Origin of the sequence: Paenibacillus soyae (assembly GCF_024623455.1) — a bacterium.
GTDB lineage: Bacteria > Bacillota > Bacilli > Paenibacillales > Paenibacillaceae > Pristimantibacillus > Pristimantibacillus soyae.
In genome coordinates, this window is the sequence record NZ_JANIPJ010000034.1 from 33,331 (window position 1) to 46,884 (window position 13,554).

Sequence of the window (13,554 nt, forward strand, 5' to 3'; positions counted from 1 at the left end):
TTCGGAAGCGTGACCTACCGTTTCGCCGCGTAAGCGAGCAAAGCCGTCAGGTTATCGAAGGAATAAGCTTGTCCCGTCGCGGGATCGCCGAAGCCTCCGTACAGCTCGCTTGCGGGGTCTTGAATCCGGAACTGTTCCATTTGGCGGATAGCGGATTCGTATAGCTCATTATCCTGACTCGCATGGCCGATCATTGCCGCAAGAGCATATAGAGCCGTGGAGCGGACGTCGGTGAGCGCCTCGCCTTCGCGCGAGTAACGGCCGTACAATTGGCCTTCCGCCACCTTCTCTTTGATAAAACGAATGCTCGTCTCCTTCTGCTTGCCGACCTCCGCCAGCGACAATACCGTCAGCAGCGATTCCACCATATTGATGCCGTCCGAGACATACTGTTTCGATTCGTAATCGTATCTCGTTTCGTAGAACGGGAACGCGTCGGATAGGTAGCCTTCCTGGACGATGCCGAGCATGTCGGCGCGCAGCTTCTTCCCCGCTTCGTTCATCAGGCTGAGCGTATAATGGTCCACGTAGCACAACGTGATGAACGCGTTTGTCGTATGGTTGTGTTCGTCGTACATATCGAACAGCTTGCCGTCCTTCACGTTATGCATCAGGAAGCGCCCGGCGTTCTGCTCCGCTTCCGCCAAGTACGCTTTCTCCCCGAATGAATCGGCCGCCTCGAACAAAGCGCGAATGATCCGAAGATCATCGACCGCTGCGTTGACGCCATACCGTTTGTTATGCTTGGGGCTGTAGCGGTAGCTGAAGCTGCCCGGCTGATCGAACGTCTGCCTGGCCTGATTCCAGGCTTTCTCGAAGGCTTCGCGGTCTCCGCTGCGCGCGTAATAGCGCATGAGCAGCCCCGCCGATTCGCTTAGCACCTCTTGTCCGGAAGCGAGCAAATCAGACTGATCCGTGTCTAGACGGTTCGTGTAGACGCCGTGCTCGCCCAGCTGTTCGGTTAGGAGGTAGTCGAGCAGCCTACTCTCTGCTTCGGTCGGCGGGGCCGGCACATGCGGGCGGCCTTGCCCCGCGCACGCGGGCAGGACGTTCAGCAGAAAGACGAGAACGGCTATTGCGCATTTTCGGGCCAATCCCCTTCAGCTCCATATGGTTCAAATGGTGTTTGCGCTTAGTATATCTAGTTGCTTCCAAAGTTACTTATGAATCCCTTACATTGGTACGAAAAAAAATCCCCGCGACTGATCTTGTCGACCAGTCGCGGGGATTTCCCGTTATTTCTTATTTATCGAACGCAGGCACGACCGCGCCTTTGTACGTATCCTTAATAAATGTCTCTACTTCTGGAGTCTGCAGCGCCGCAACCAGCTTCTGGATCGCCGCGTCTTCCTTGTTGTCAGGACGCGTTACCAGAATGTTGACGTACGGGGAATCCGCGTTCTCGATGAAGAGCGCGTCCTCCATCGGATTCAGGTCCGCTTCGAGCGCGTAGTTCGTGTTGATCGCCGCGATGTCGACTTCGTCCAGAACGCGCGGAAGCGTAGCGGCTTCCAGCTCGACGATTTCGAATTCGCGCGGGTTCGCCTTGATATCCGCCACGGTTACGTCCACGCCAGCGGCCTCGTCCAGCTCGATCAGACCGTTCTGCGCCAGCAGGATCAGCGCGCGACCGCCGTTCGATGGATCGTTCGGAATCGCGATTTTCGCTCCGTCCTTCAGCTCTTCGATCGCTTTGATCTTGCTCGAATAGACGCCGAACGGCTCGACGTGAACGCCTGCGGCTCTCACCAGGTCGTAGCCTTTGTCGGCATTGAATTGATCAAGATAAGGCACGTGCTGGAAGAAGTTCGCGTCCAGCTGCTTCTCGTACAACTGCACGTTCGGCTGAACGTAGTCGGTGAATTCCATAACTTCTAGAATCACGCCTTGCTCCTTCAGAGCGGGAGCGATAAAGTTCAGAATTTCCGCGTGAGGCTTCGGCGTCGCGCCGATCTTCAGCGTCACTTCCTCCGCAGCCGGCGAAGGTGATGGGGAAGCCTCCGTTCCTTCATTCGTCGGCGCCGCGTTCCCGCCGCTCGCGTTGTTGCCCGCGTTGCCTCCGTTGTTGCCGCATGCCGCCAGCATCAAGGCAAGGGCAAGCAGTACAAACCAAAATGGCGATTTCTTTCTCATATGATCTCCTCCTAAACCTATCTCTATATTTATGTTCACTCTACTTCCGGCTGAAATAACGCACGAGCGCGTCCCCGACCATCTGCAGAATTTGCACCAAAATAACGAGCGCGATTACCGTGACAACCATGATGTCCAGCCGGAACCGCTGGTAGCCGTAACGCAGCGCCAGGTCGCCGAGACCGCCGCCGCCGATGACGCCCGACATTGCGGTATAAGACACAAGCGTGACGGCCGTAATCGTAACCGCGGCGATTAGCCCCGTCCGCGATTCCCGCAGCAGCACGTTCAGCACGATCATGCCGCGGGACGCGCCCATGGCCGTCGCCGCTTCGATGACGCCGCGATCCACTTCGCGCAGCGCGGATTCCACCAGCCTGGCGAAGAACGGCACGGCCGCCACGACAAGAGGGGGGATCGAGCCTTCGACGCCGATGGACGTGCCGACCAGCATCTTCGTCACCGGCATGATCAGGATCATCAGGATAACGAACGGGACGGAGCGCATGACGTTCACGACGAACGACAGCACGGCGTATAGGATACGGGCATACAGCTTGCCGCCCAACAGCTGCTTGTCCGAGGTCAGGAACAAGACAACCCCTAGCAGCAAGCCGAGAATAACGGTGAACAGCAACGAATAACCCAGCATGTATAACGTTTCATTCGTCGCTTTGCTAATCATCTTCGGATCGACTTCCGCGAAGAACGTCTCGAGCGTCTCCCAAACCGTCTTCGGCGTTTCTTGCTCCGCATTCATCCACATCATCATAGCTCGCTCACCGCCAATCCCCGCTGCCCCAGCTCGGTTATAATCCGGTTCACGTCTTCATCGCTGCCTCTCAGCTCGACGATTAACTGACCGTAAGGGACGTCCTTCATGCGGGATACCGTTCCCTGAAGAATCGCGAATGTCGCGCTCGTGCCGCGAACCGTCTCGTAGAGCACCGGCTCGTAGGTTTGCTCGCCGCGGAAGTTGATGCGCACGACCCTGCCAGCCCCCGCGAATGCATTCAACGCTTCGCTGCCCAGCGTGTCGGAAACCTCGCTGACGAACTCTCTTGTAATCGGGTGAACCGGATTCAAGAACACGTCCAGCACGGTGCCGCTCTCGACGATTTGCCCGTATTCCATGACGGCGACCCTGTCGCATATCGCGCGAATAACGCCCATCTCATGCGTGATGAGCAGAATCGTAATGCCCATCTTGCGGTTAATATCTCTTAGTAAGGACAGAATGCTGTCCGTGGTCTGAGGATCCAGCGCCGACGTCGCTTCGTCGCACAGCAGCACGTCGGGATCGTTCGCGAGCGCCCTGGCGATGCCAACGCGCTGCTTCTGTCCCCCGGACAACTGCCGCGGATATTGATGCTGCTGAGCCGTCAGGCCGACCAGCTCGAGGAGCTCGTCTACCTTTTGCCGGATAGCCTTGGCAGGCAGCTTCGATATTTTGAGAGGGAATGCGATATTCTCTCTTACGGTAGCGGTGGACAACAGATTGAAGTGTTGGAAGATCATGCCAATCTTCTTTCTCTTCTCCTGAAGCTCTTTCTCTCCGAGCTTCGTCAGATCGTCTCCGCCGACGATAACCGTTCCGCTGGTCGGCCTCTCGAGCAGATTAATGCTGCGGAGCAGCGTACTCTTGCCCGCTCCCGAACGTCCGATAACACCGAAGATTTCGCCCTTCTCCAGTTTCAGGCTCACGCCGCGAAGCGCGATGAAAGGCTCTGCTTTTTTCCTTATGTATTGCTTCTCTATGTCAATCAGCTCAATCAGCAGAATCACTCCCTTACAAATAAGTCCGTATTTAATTCATACTAAACTTATTGGATTAGTATATTATAGATGCGGTAGATTCACAATAGAACTTTTTCAACTATTTTTCGTAACGACTGGAAAATTTATGTGAGCACGCAAAATATGCGTACCCCGACAAGTACCTAGCTATTATTAACCCCGTCGAGGACAAAAATCAAGGAACATTATTTGGGAGTCCTTCATACGTATGGCGAATGTCCATCAAACCGGTAACGGAATCTTTGAAGACAAAGAAAGGCGGCAGAACCTGTCTCGGGTTCTGCCGCCTTTTACCAGGGGGAATCGTATGAGGGGTTTTTCCGTTTAAATCCAAGTTCGAAAAAATTTATATCCCATCTTCAAGTCGTTTCGTTCCGCCCACTGCTTTAAATCCACGATCCCTTTGTCTTCATCCCCCACAAATCTGAACGCGAAATTCATAGGAACTATCTTCTTTCCGTTGGGGAGAATTCCGATAACGGGGCGGAAATACCCTCTTATCATAACCCTCTTGACATCCGCCGCATGAAGGGGATGACCATTCAGCAGGAGCCTATCTTCATATAGCAGCAGCTCCGTTGTTTTCCTCGGGTATTTGACTAATCCAAGGATTAATACAATAACACCCCAAATGATGCCAAGCGCGAGCATGGAAAATAACACAATTGATCCAGCGCTTTCAAGCAGATCATCCGTAGATCGAATGGTAGTGTACAGCGCAATGGAAATAGAAATAGTCATGCTTACGATTAGACCAACCACCGATGGATATTTTACGGAATGCCTGATTGTTTCCAGAATGGCATCCTCCTTCCGTTAACATATTAACAAAGCATTATTCGTCTCCTAATAGAACGATGATCACATATGCGTGGTTGCAGCTTTTCTGCCAGAAACAAAAACGGCAGCCGATAGGCTGCCCTTTGTAATTTCATGCTTCCCGCACAGCGTGCACTTGAACGGTGAGATTGCTGTCTACCGTCGCCAAGATGACCTGTTTCAATGCATGAGGCCGAATTTGCGTTTCCAGCCATTTGCTGTCCTTGCCAATCTCGTGCAGCAGGGCATGCTCCATGTGGCCATCCGCAATGATCGGCTTGGTAAGATTGAACGGCTGTGCCGGCAGCTTTAGGTCCGCCGGAGTTACGGGCTGAAAAGCCGTATTTACGAAAACGGACAGCGTGCCCCCCGGCTCCCAAGCCGCATAGGCAACCTTCGAAATATCCTCTACATTCGATTTTCTCAGCTCCGCATACAAAAATTCGATGGGCAGTTTCGCTTTCGACAGGTTCCGGTAATTCAGCTTTCCATCCCGAATTAGGGCGATCGCAGGCGGATCAAAAAATTGTTTCAACAGCGGGATCTTCAGACTGAGCCAAATCGCGGCAATGTATAGGACAACGAGCGAAACGGTCGTAATCATGGAGCCCTTCAGCCCTAGGTGCTCGTCCGACAACGGGTGAGCGATTATATTCCCCAATGTCAAGGCGATGATGAAATCAAGAAACCTGAGCTGCGATATGGAGCGCTGGCCCATCATTTTGGCGGCGAAGATCAGAAATATAAATCCGACTACGCTGCGCAATATCCATTCCGCGGCCGTCAATGACTCCTGGCTTTTGAAAAAATCCACGCGTCCATTCCCTCCGTAACTACACTACATTCGTAAATATCGGGATATTATATCGTTCCCAATAAGAGGAAATCCATGCCATTGGCCGAGGGTCCGTTAAAATCGAATGAGTGTCTCTATTCCATACCTTTTGAACGCCGATACGCCTTTTCATGGAATTTGGTGATGCTGCGAAACAGCAGCTTCCCATCGTCCGGCAGCGGGTCGCTCTCGTCGAAGTTCAAATACATCGCGCGATAGGGCTCCGGCACCCATATGTACTGATGAACATAGGAAGTAAGCTGGAAGCCGTTTCTTTGCCAAAAATGAATTCGACGGACGTTCTCGTCGGTCGGATCGGATTCCACTTCGACAATGATTCCTTTGCATTCCGCCACGGCGCGCGCCCATTCCTTGATATAATCAAGCAATATCCGTCCATGCCTGCTGCCGCGAACATCCTGGCGAATCGCTATATAGTCGATGATCAAGGCTCCGGCTTGCTTATCGATTCCGGTGAGAGCCATCCCGACGATTTCCGGGCCATGGCCGATTGTATGCAGCTCGCACATCCGTTTCCCAAACATGCGGCGAATGATGTCGCGGCTCTTCTTGCCGTCCAGCGGAAACGCCTGCTCGTAAATGGGCTCGACCTTTCCCCATAAAACATCATCCCATTCGCCGGTGACGCGGTATTCCAAGTCCTCCATATCAAGCACCTTCCCCTTCGTCATCCCTTCGCATGAATTATCTTGTCTTTATTAATTAAAGTCCGTATATTGTTTATAAGAATGTTAATTTCAAATTAGTTTGGAGAGATCCAATGAAACTAGACACGATGCCCATGTCGCTCCCCATCTACGAAGCGCTCGCAAGCAACGTCCGCCTGCAGATCATTAACCTGCTGGCCGTTCAGGACATGAACATTAAGGAGCTCGCGCAAGCTCTAAATCTGAGCAGCGCCATTATGACCATGCATGTACGGAAGCTGGAGAAAGCCGGCCTTATTCAGGCAACCAAAATTCCGAGCAAAGGCGGCAATCGCAAGGTATGCTCGCTCGTCGCCGAGAATATTACCATCGAGTTCCCAAGTCGGGACAATGCGTCCCTTCTCCGCGACTACCATCAGACGATCGTCTCAGTCGGCCATTATACCGACTTCCAAATCGAGCCGACCTGCGGACTGGCATCGACCGAGAAGGTAATCGGCGAATTCGACGAGCCTCGCTGCTTCCTGGATCCCGATCGTTTCAACGCCAAAATCCTATGGTTCGGCCAAGGCTTCGTTGAATACAAGGTGCCGAACTATCTGCTTGCCGACGAAGTTCCCGACGAACTCGAAATTTCGATGGAGATCTCGTCCGAAGCGCCTTTCACGAACCGCAATTGGCCTTCCGACATCTCCTTCCACTTGAATGGAGTCAAGCTTGGCACCTGGACGAGCCCGGGAGACTTCGGCGGCAAACGAGGGAAGTATACCCCCGATTGGTGGTGGGACGAAGTCAACCAGTACGGCCTGCTGAAGGTCATCAAGGTGAACGGCCAGGGGACCTTCATCGACGGGAACCAGATTTCGACCGTCTCGCTTGATCAGTTGAACGTTCGCGAGAAGCAGCTGAACTTCCGGATCGGCATCGAGAAGAACGCCCATCATATCGGCGGCGTGACGCTGTTCGGTTCCGGCTTCGGCAACTACAACCAAGACATCGTATTTAAGCTCTACTATAGGCAGGAAGACGTAGCCCCGGCGGAATAACGCGCGGGGTTTTTTACGCATTCAATAGGGAGGGCTGTATATTGTATTTAATTCGCCCGTTTCTTTACTAAAATAAAATGTAGGGCGTGAGCCCGATATACCGGACCCACGCCCTACATGTAGCCTTACCACGCTCTGTCTGACTTATAGCAGGCGTCTCCCGTTATTAACGGCTTTCGACGTCGTATAAGACACGCGCGACGAGATCTTGTTTGTAATTGCCGAAGTTCGATCCGTAAATCGTTAGTCCCCCGACTTGCCCCGTCTCGGATACGCCGATCATGAACTTGATGTCCGCATGCTCCGCGAGCGGAATGTCGGAGATCTTCGTCTCCGAGATCAGGCAGCCGTCGATGAACGTGCCATTCTCGTTGATACGCAGCAGCTTTAAGAGGCCGAATTGATTCAGATGCGGCGGCCACCAGACAGGGTTGTTCGCGCCTTTCTCCCCTCCGAAGTCGCCGGGCGATGTCCAAACCCCAAGTTCGACTCCGTTGATCGAGAAGACGATATCGGATGGGTAAACATTTGCATATGAGGGTGCCTCCGAGCTCAGTTCCATGATGAATTGCAGCTCGGTCAGCCGATGATTCGCCTTCAAATAGTTCGGAATGCGGTACTCCAGGAACCCCTTGGCCAGCCAGACAATCTCCGCATTGATTCGCTGCGGGTCCGCGAAGTAACGCGGATTGTCGAACTCCCCAATGATGCTGTCCTTCGTCGCGAGCCCGCAGGTCGGCTCCGCGTGATAGTCGCAGTAATGGCCGACTTTGATCTCGACCTCGTAAACATTCTCCGGTCCTTTGCTCCGCAACTCGACCGTCAGTAAATCTTCATTTAAATAACAAATTTTCTGAATGCCATGCTTGCCGACTGCCGTTGTAATGTCGATCAGACCGCTCTCTTCGAGCTTCTTGATATGCATCGTAACAGCGCCGTTGGTCAAGCCCAGCTTCTCGGCTATTTCATTCAAGTTTAAGCTATCGTATTTGGTTAGCAGCTCCAAGATCTCGATCCGAATCCCAGAGCCCAACGCTTTAAAAATATTTAGTCCGGAACGGAGTTCTTTAATGTAAATCAAGAGGAGCCGCACCCTTTCTTATACCGCAGTTCATTGGATATCAGGAATCAAATAATATCGCGGTTTCTTAAAAATTTAACAACATTTACTATATCATATTTCTCCTGCAATAGACAGGTTTGTATTCGGCTGCGGCCATCACGCCTCTTCCTGTGCCGCCGCTCTTCCCCACAGAGCGCTGCCTTCCTTCGACAACACGCTGAAAGCCGGTACGAACGCCTCCTTACTCTCGTCCCATACGCGCGCGAACACGCCGCGATAGATACCGTCTTCCAATTCCAGCATGAATTCGCGGGAGCCGTCGACGAATGACCATTCTCCTCCTGCGCTTCCCGAAACGGTTCCGTCCTCATGAAGACGTATCGGTACCGGCCGTTTTATCTCCGCCGTAATGTCTTGCCCATGGTTCAGCAGCAAATAGTCGCCGGCAACCGTATCGGCCTCGAATACGCCGATCAACTCTTCCGCATACCGTCCCGGAAGCATGACAGGCCAACCTTCAGAGTTCATGGCCATCTGGTGCACGCGCACCTCATGCGCTTCGCCTCTTCCCGGGAACCGGGTGTGGAACACGAGAAAGGCTTTGCCGCTCTCCTCATCGTAATAAGCGGAGTTATGCCCGGGCGAGACGTAACCGTTGCCGTCATAGCCGTTCGACTCCTCCCACTCGAAGTTACCTACCAGCTTGACGCCGTAAGGCTCGATCGACCGGTCGTCGAATATCGTGCCCTCCGCCCCCTTCGCGTCAAGCATCGCCTGCCCTGTGGCATCCGTAAACGGGCCGTCGGGCTTCTCCGATCGCGCGACGCGGATTTGATAGCCGCCGTCAGCCGTTAATCCCCCGTATGAGAGGAACAAGTAATAATATTTCGTCTCCGGACTATACAGCATGTAAGGCGCTTCGATTCGGCTATGATTACCGCCGAGCAGCTTCTTGCCGTAGCCTTGTCCCTCTAGCGGCTTGCCCGTCTCGGGATCCAAGGCCAGAATGTAGATACCTCCTGAGTAAGAGCCGTATACCATCCACAGTTTACCATCGGCATCGAAGAACACGTCCGGGTCGACCGTATTCGGGTGGATCGTCGCGTCATAGAACGAGCCGTCCGGCAGCGGCTCGCTCATGTCCATGCCCGATCGCAGCAGCAGCCCCAAATCTTCGTACGGCCCCTCGATTTGATCTGCAACGGCGAGACCGAGTGCCGATCGCGGCGAATCACCTCGACATGCATTGTAGTACATGTAATACTTCCCGTCTGCTAGGCGAATGACGTCCGCCGCCCAGAACGTCTGGGTCTCTGCCCACTGCAACGCTTCCTTCATCTCTTCGAACGGATCGGGAATCAGCGGATTCCCTGGTCTAACGCCGTTCGAAATTTGCGTCCACGACATCAAGTCATCCGACTTGGCGGACATCAGATGCGAGCCGAATACGTAGTAGGTTCCGCTTTCCAATAGGATTGACGGATCGTGTACCGACGCCTCCTGGAATTCAGGAGAATTCGGAATCCCCGGCTCGTCGGCCGGTTGTCCACCGCCGGTGCAACCGCCGAGCGTGAGCGCCGCTGCAATCCCCAATGCGGTCCATTTCCTAATCTCCACTTTCTGGAATCCCCCCTCAGTATATCAATCCGTCTTAACGACTTGGTTTAATTGAAATCGGTCCAAAGAAGCTTTTAGGCTGCCGGACAATTGCTCCAACTGGCCGGATAACTGGACCAGATCCTGGCTGATGCCGAACTGCTGGCTGCAGAGCGATGCGACTTGTTCCGAAGAGGCAGCCGATTGCTGTGATACGGCGCTCACCGCCTGCATGGCATCGGACAGCACCTGCTGCGAATGTTCGAGGTGCTCGATCGATTGGAAAATGTCTCTCAAGTTATGGACGAAATCGTCCATTTGGCCTTGAACGGCGCGGAAGATCGTCCCCGTGGCTTGCACGGCATGGTTCTGCTGCTGGAAGATCGGATACACCTCGGAGAGCGCCGATACGGTCCGATCGATCTCGGATTGAATCTTATCCACGATCTCGCCTACGGACACGATCGACGTCTTAGACTGCTCCGCCAGATTACGGATTTCGGAAGCGATTACAGCGAACCCTTTGCCGGCTGCGCCGGAACGAGCAGCCTCAATCCCGGCATTCAGCGACAGAATATTCGTCTTCTGGGAGATGCCTTCCAACAACGCCAAGATGCCGCGCACGGCATGCGTGCTCTCCTGCAGCCCTTCGACCCGCTCGACCATGACGCGCGTCTTCGCTTCGATGTCGCTCGTCTGCTGTACGAGTCCCTCCATATTAATCATGCCTTGCTGACTGGCGCTTCGCACCGTCTCCGCAGATTGTCCCAGCTGCCCGTTCGCCTCGACGATCGTCTTAAGCTTATCGCCGAGATCAGTCGTCAGCCTGCTCACTTGATCCGCCTCTTCGGACAACGAGACCGATCCCGTAATGATCTGCTCGGTCGCCACCTTAATCTCCTTCGCCGAGGCGGACGTCTGGTTGGAAGCTTCGGACAAGGAGGCTGCCGTCTCGAGCACGGCAGATGCGGACCGGTTCGTTTGGTTGACCAGCCCGTTGATTTGATCCATCATCCGGTTGAATTCCCGCCCAACCTTTCCAATCTCATCCTGCGACTTGAACTGGGTTCGCACAGACAGATCCCCTTGCGCCCCAAGCGTCATCAAATCGCTCAGCTTGATCAGCGGTTTGCCGAGCCACCTCGCGATCAGCCAGCCGAGGACAGATGCAAGCGCGACAGCCGACAGGGCGATGACCAGCGTCGCGTTCTGGATGCTGCGCGCGCTCGCGACGACTTCTTGAAGCGGCACCGTGCCTACGACATACCAATCCAGTTTCTCGGAATACTGAAAGACGACCAGCTGTTCACCCTTCTCGCCGAAGCTCGCCTGGAAGAAACCGGACGGCTTGCCGTCCGTCTTCAGCTCGAAGCCGGATGGCTGAGCGATCCGTGCGGGATCGTTGCTGATCAGTACGCGATTATCCGCATCCACGATCAACGTCTCCGACGATTCGGAGATCCGAACGTCCTTGAGCAGATCGTATACGGCCGCATTCTTCAGTTCGATCACCGAGTAGTACTCGATTTCCCCGGAGGAGAGGCTGCGCATTGCGCGGGTAACGGCCATGGCCGGTTCCTTCGTAATTCCTACTTCTGTCGGAATATACCCCGTCGCTGAAGGGTGAAGCCATACCGTCTTGCCGTCTTTCTCTACGGTCTGCTTGATCCAATCCAGCTCCGGATCGATGCGCGACACCCCCGATCCGGTTCCGATGGCGTATACTTCGGGTTTGTTATGCAGCGGCGCAATCGTGACGGATGCAATGGCCGGATCAGAGAACGCATGTTCTTCGATCGTAGAGCGTACCATACGTGAAGCCTGCGAACGCTTACCTGCTGTAGACGCGTAGTTGTAATCATCAATATCTTGTTGAAGCGATTGGTTCGCCATCAGCTTAAGCGAGAGGGTCTCGTATTGGGCGAGCATCAGATCGACCTTGCCTCCCGCCTGCTGAATCGTCTGTTGGGCCGTATTGGATACTTCGGACGTAACGATTCCTTTCGAGATCACATAGGAGATGTAGCCCGAACAAGTCACAAAGAAAACGATGCTGCATACAAAAATTAAAAATACTTTCATCCCGATCGTCTGAAACCTTCTTCTCACAATGCTCATAACCAGCCCTCCGTCAGGGAACAAGCGCCCGCTCCGAACGTGCGCATTCTGTTCTATCGTTCGTACGTGCTTCCTGATGCTTACTGACTTTCAGGCGCCGGAACGCCAAAGTCTGGCGTACCGTCCTCTTTCCATCCAAACGGTTGGACCCGAGTATGCCGGTTCGGATCATACAGCGGATCTCCCTCGATTTCCCGATAACTGCGAGAGTGATAGACCAAGAGATCGCGCTTGCCGTCCTCCGATACGGTAAAGCTGTTGTGGCCCGGCCCGAATTGACCGTTCTCCGTACTGCTGCGGAAGACTGGCTCCTGCGTCTTCGACCACGAGGCGGCATCCAGCAAGTCAGCGTCCTCGTCCGCCGTCAACAAGCCAACTGCGTAATTCTCGTCTGTGGCGCTTCCGGAATAGGTCATGAACAGTTTGCCGTTGCGATGCAGCACAGCCGCCCCCTCATTCACCCAGAAGCCGATCGTTTCCCAGGGCAATTCCGGTTTGGAGATCATGACCTGTTCGCTCGCCAGCGTCCATGGGTTCGACATCTCGGCGATGTACAAGTTAGAGTTGCCCCTAATAGCCGGATCTTTCTGCGCCCATACTAGATAGCGGACGCCTCGATGCTCGAATGTCGTAGCGTCGAGCGAGAACGACTCCCAGTCCGTCTTGAGCTGTCCCTTCTCCGTCCACTGCCCCTCGAGCGGATTAGCGGATGCGTTCTCCAGCACATAGATACGATGATCGAATGGCGCGTCTTCCCGAGCGGCCGCGTAATAAACGTACCACTTGCCGTCGATTGAGTGGATTTCGGGCGCCCAGATATGCTTGCTCATCGGGCCGTCCGCCTTCTTCTCCCATACTGCCGAAGCCTCTGCTTCCGCCAGCTCCTCGATCGTCTTAGCGCGGCGGAGCTCGATCCGGTCATAGGCCGGGACCGAACCCGTGAAGTAATAGTATCCGTCCGTATGTTTGTAAACCCATGGGTCGGCGCGCTGCTCAATTAGCGGATTGGAATAGCCGCTCGCTTCCTGCCCTTTCGAACTATTGGCCTGCCCCGAATGGCTTCCAGCCTGTGAACAACCAGCAGCCAGAAGCAGGAGGACAGCAGTGATAAGAAGTATGACGCCGCTTCTCTTCAACATTTGATTCTCCTTCCACTCAATAGCAGTATCACTAGCCCGAGCAGGCTAGTGATACGTCTTGTTCGCGCTTATTTTAATGAATCGTTGACTTCCTTCAGTACCTTAGCCGCGTCTTCGCCGTCAACGAGGATGCGAACGTTCGTCTGCGTCTTGATCGCGTCGATGACTTGCGGCGTCTTCTCGCCGATGTTGATGCCTTCAATTTCACTCTTTACTTGATCAAGCACGTCGAAGATGTTGTCGCCGAAGTAGTCCGTGAACTTGTTCGCCGCTTTCATCGCCGGATCGGTCCATACGTCCGAACGGATCGGGTCGAAGCCGAGAATCGTCCATGTCGCCA

General features: G+C 54.1%; 11 protein-coding genes and 1 pseudogene. 1 reads left to right on the forward strand and 11 read right to left on the reverse strand.

The features are described 5' to 3' along the window. Positions 1-14: 14 nt before the first annotated feature. From NQZ67_RS28485 to NQZ67_RS28510, 6 genes are all read right to left on the reverse strand, one after another. Positions 15-1,094 carry a hypothetical protein gene (locus NQZ67_RS28485; RefSeq protein ID WP_257452670.1) on the reverse strand — a complete coding sequence of 360 codons (1,080 nt, stop codon included), beginning with the start codon at positions 1,092-1,094 and terminating at the stop codon, positions 15-17. A gap of 148 nt (positions 1,095-1,242) precedes the next feature. Further along, positions 1,243-2,133 (reverse strand): MetQ/NlpA family ABC transporter substrate-binding protein, encoded by an 891-nt coding sequence (locus tag NQZ67_RS28490; RefSeq protein WP_257452671.1) that lies wholly within the window; start codon positions 2,131-2,133, stop codon positions 1,243-1,245. A gap of 40 nt (positions 2,134-2,173) precedes the next feature. Beyond that, entirely contained in the window at positions 2,174-2,818 is a 645-nt protein-coding gene (locus NQZ67_RS28495; protein WP_257452682.1) for a methionine ABC transporter permease, read from the reverse strand. Between the two features lie 83 nt (positions 2,819-2,901). Then, positions 2,902-3,909, reverse strand: coding sequence for a methionine ABC transporter ATP-binding protein (locus tag NQZ67_RS28500; RefSeq protein WP_257452684.1), 1,008 nt, complete (start codon positions 3,907-3,909; stop codon positions 2,902-2,904). Between the two features lie 952 nt (positions 3,910-4,861). Continuing rightward, positions 4,862-5,563 carry a DUF421 domain-containing protein gene (locus NQZ67_RS28505; protein ID WP_257452673.1) on the reverse strand — a complete coding sequence of 234 codons (702 nt, stop codon included), beginning with the start codon at positions 5,561-5,563 and terminating at the stop codon, positions 4,862-4,864. Positions 5,564-5,679: 116 nt separating this feature from the next. Further along, positions 5,680-6,252, reverse strand: coding sequence for a GNAT family N-acetyltransferase (locus NQZ67_RS28510; RefSeq protein WP_257452674.1), 573 nt, complete (start codon positions 6,250-6,252; stop codon positions 5,680-5,682). A gap of 113 nt (positions 6,253-6,365) precedes the next feature. Here NQZ67_RS28510 and NQZ67_RS28515 point away from each other — a divergent pair, with 113 nt between their 5' ends. Beyond that, positions 6,366-7,298, forward strand: a complete 933-nt coding sequence (locus NQZ67_RS28515) for an ArsR/SmtB family transcription factor (RefSeq protein ID WP_257452675.1) — start codon at positions 6,366-6,368, stop codon at positions 7,296-7,298. Between the two features lie 166 nt (positions 7,299-7,464). Here NQZ67_RS28515 and NQZ67_RS28520 read toward each other — a convergent pair whose 3' ends face one another. The 5 genes and pseudogenes from NQZ67_RS28520 to NQZ67_RS28540 all read right to left on the reverse strand — a co-directional run. Next, entirely contained in the window at positions 7,465-8,379 is a 915-nt protein-coding gene (locus NQZ67_RS28520; RefSeq protein ID WP_257452676.1) for an ArsR/SmtB family transcription factor, read from the reverse strand. 138 nt (positions 8,380-8,517) lie between these two features. Next, a complete protein-coding gene (locus tag NQZ67_RS28525) occupies positions 8,518-9,885 on the reverse strand; it encodes a glycoside hydrolase family 43 protein (RefSeq protein WP_257452686.1) in 1,368 nt (455 codons plus the stop codon). Between the two features lie 117 nt (positions 9,886-10,002). Next, positions 10,003-12,075, reverse strand: coding sequence for a methyl-accepting chemotaxis protein (locus NQZ67_RS28530; RefSeq protein WP_257452678.1), 2,073 nt, complete (start codon positions 12,073-12,075; stop codon positions 10,003-10,005). Between the two features lie 80 nt (positions 12,076-12,155). Continuing rightward, positions 12,156-13,214 (reverse strand): glycoside hydrolase family 43 protein, encoded by a 1,059-nt coding sequence (locus NQZ67_RS28535; RefSeq protein WP_257452680.1) that lies wholly within the window; start codon positions 13,212-13,214, stop codon positions 12,156-12,158. Between the two features lie 68 nt (positions 13,215-13,282). Continuing rightward, positions 13,283-13,554 (reverse strand): annotated as a pseudogene (locus tag NQZ67_RS28540) (ABC transporter substrate-binding protein); the annotation flags it as partial.

Bases quoted from the DNA above. Each gene is read 5' to 3' on its own strand.
- NQZ67_RS28490 (WP_257452671.1), bottom strand. From the start codon at position 2,133: ATGAGAAAGAAATCGCCATTTTGGTTTGTACTGCTTGCCCTTGCCTTG.
- NQZ67_RS28495 (WP_257452682.1), bottom strand. From the start codon at position 2,818: ATGATTAGCAAAGCGACGAATGAAACGTTATACATGCTGGGTTATTCG.
- NQZ67_RS28510 (WP_257452674.1), bottom strand. From the start codon at position 6,252: ATGGAGGACTTGGAATACCGCGTCACCGGCGAATGGGATGATGTTTTA.
- NQZ67_RS28515 (WP_257452675.1), top strand. From the start codon at position 6,366: ATGAAACTAGACACGATGCCCATGTCGCTCCCCATCTACGAAGCGCTC.
- NQZ67_RS28530 (WP_257452678.1), bottom strand. From the start codon at position 12,075: ATGAGCATTGTGAGAAGAAGGTTTCAGACGATCGGGATGAAAGTATTT.
- NQZ67_RS28535 (WP_257452680.1), bottom strand. From the start codon at position 13,214: ATGTTGAAGAGAAGCGGCGTCATACTTCTTATCACTGCTGTCCTCCTG.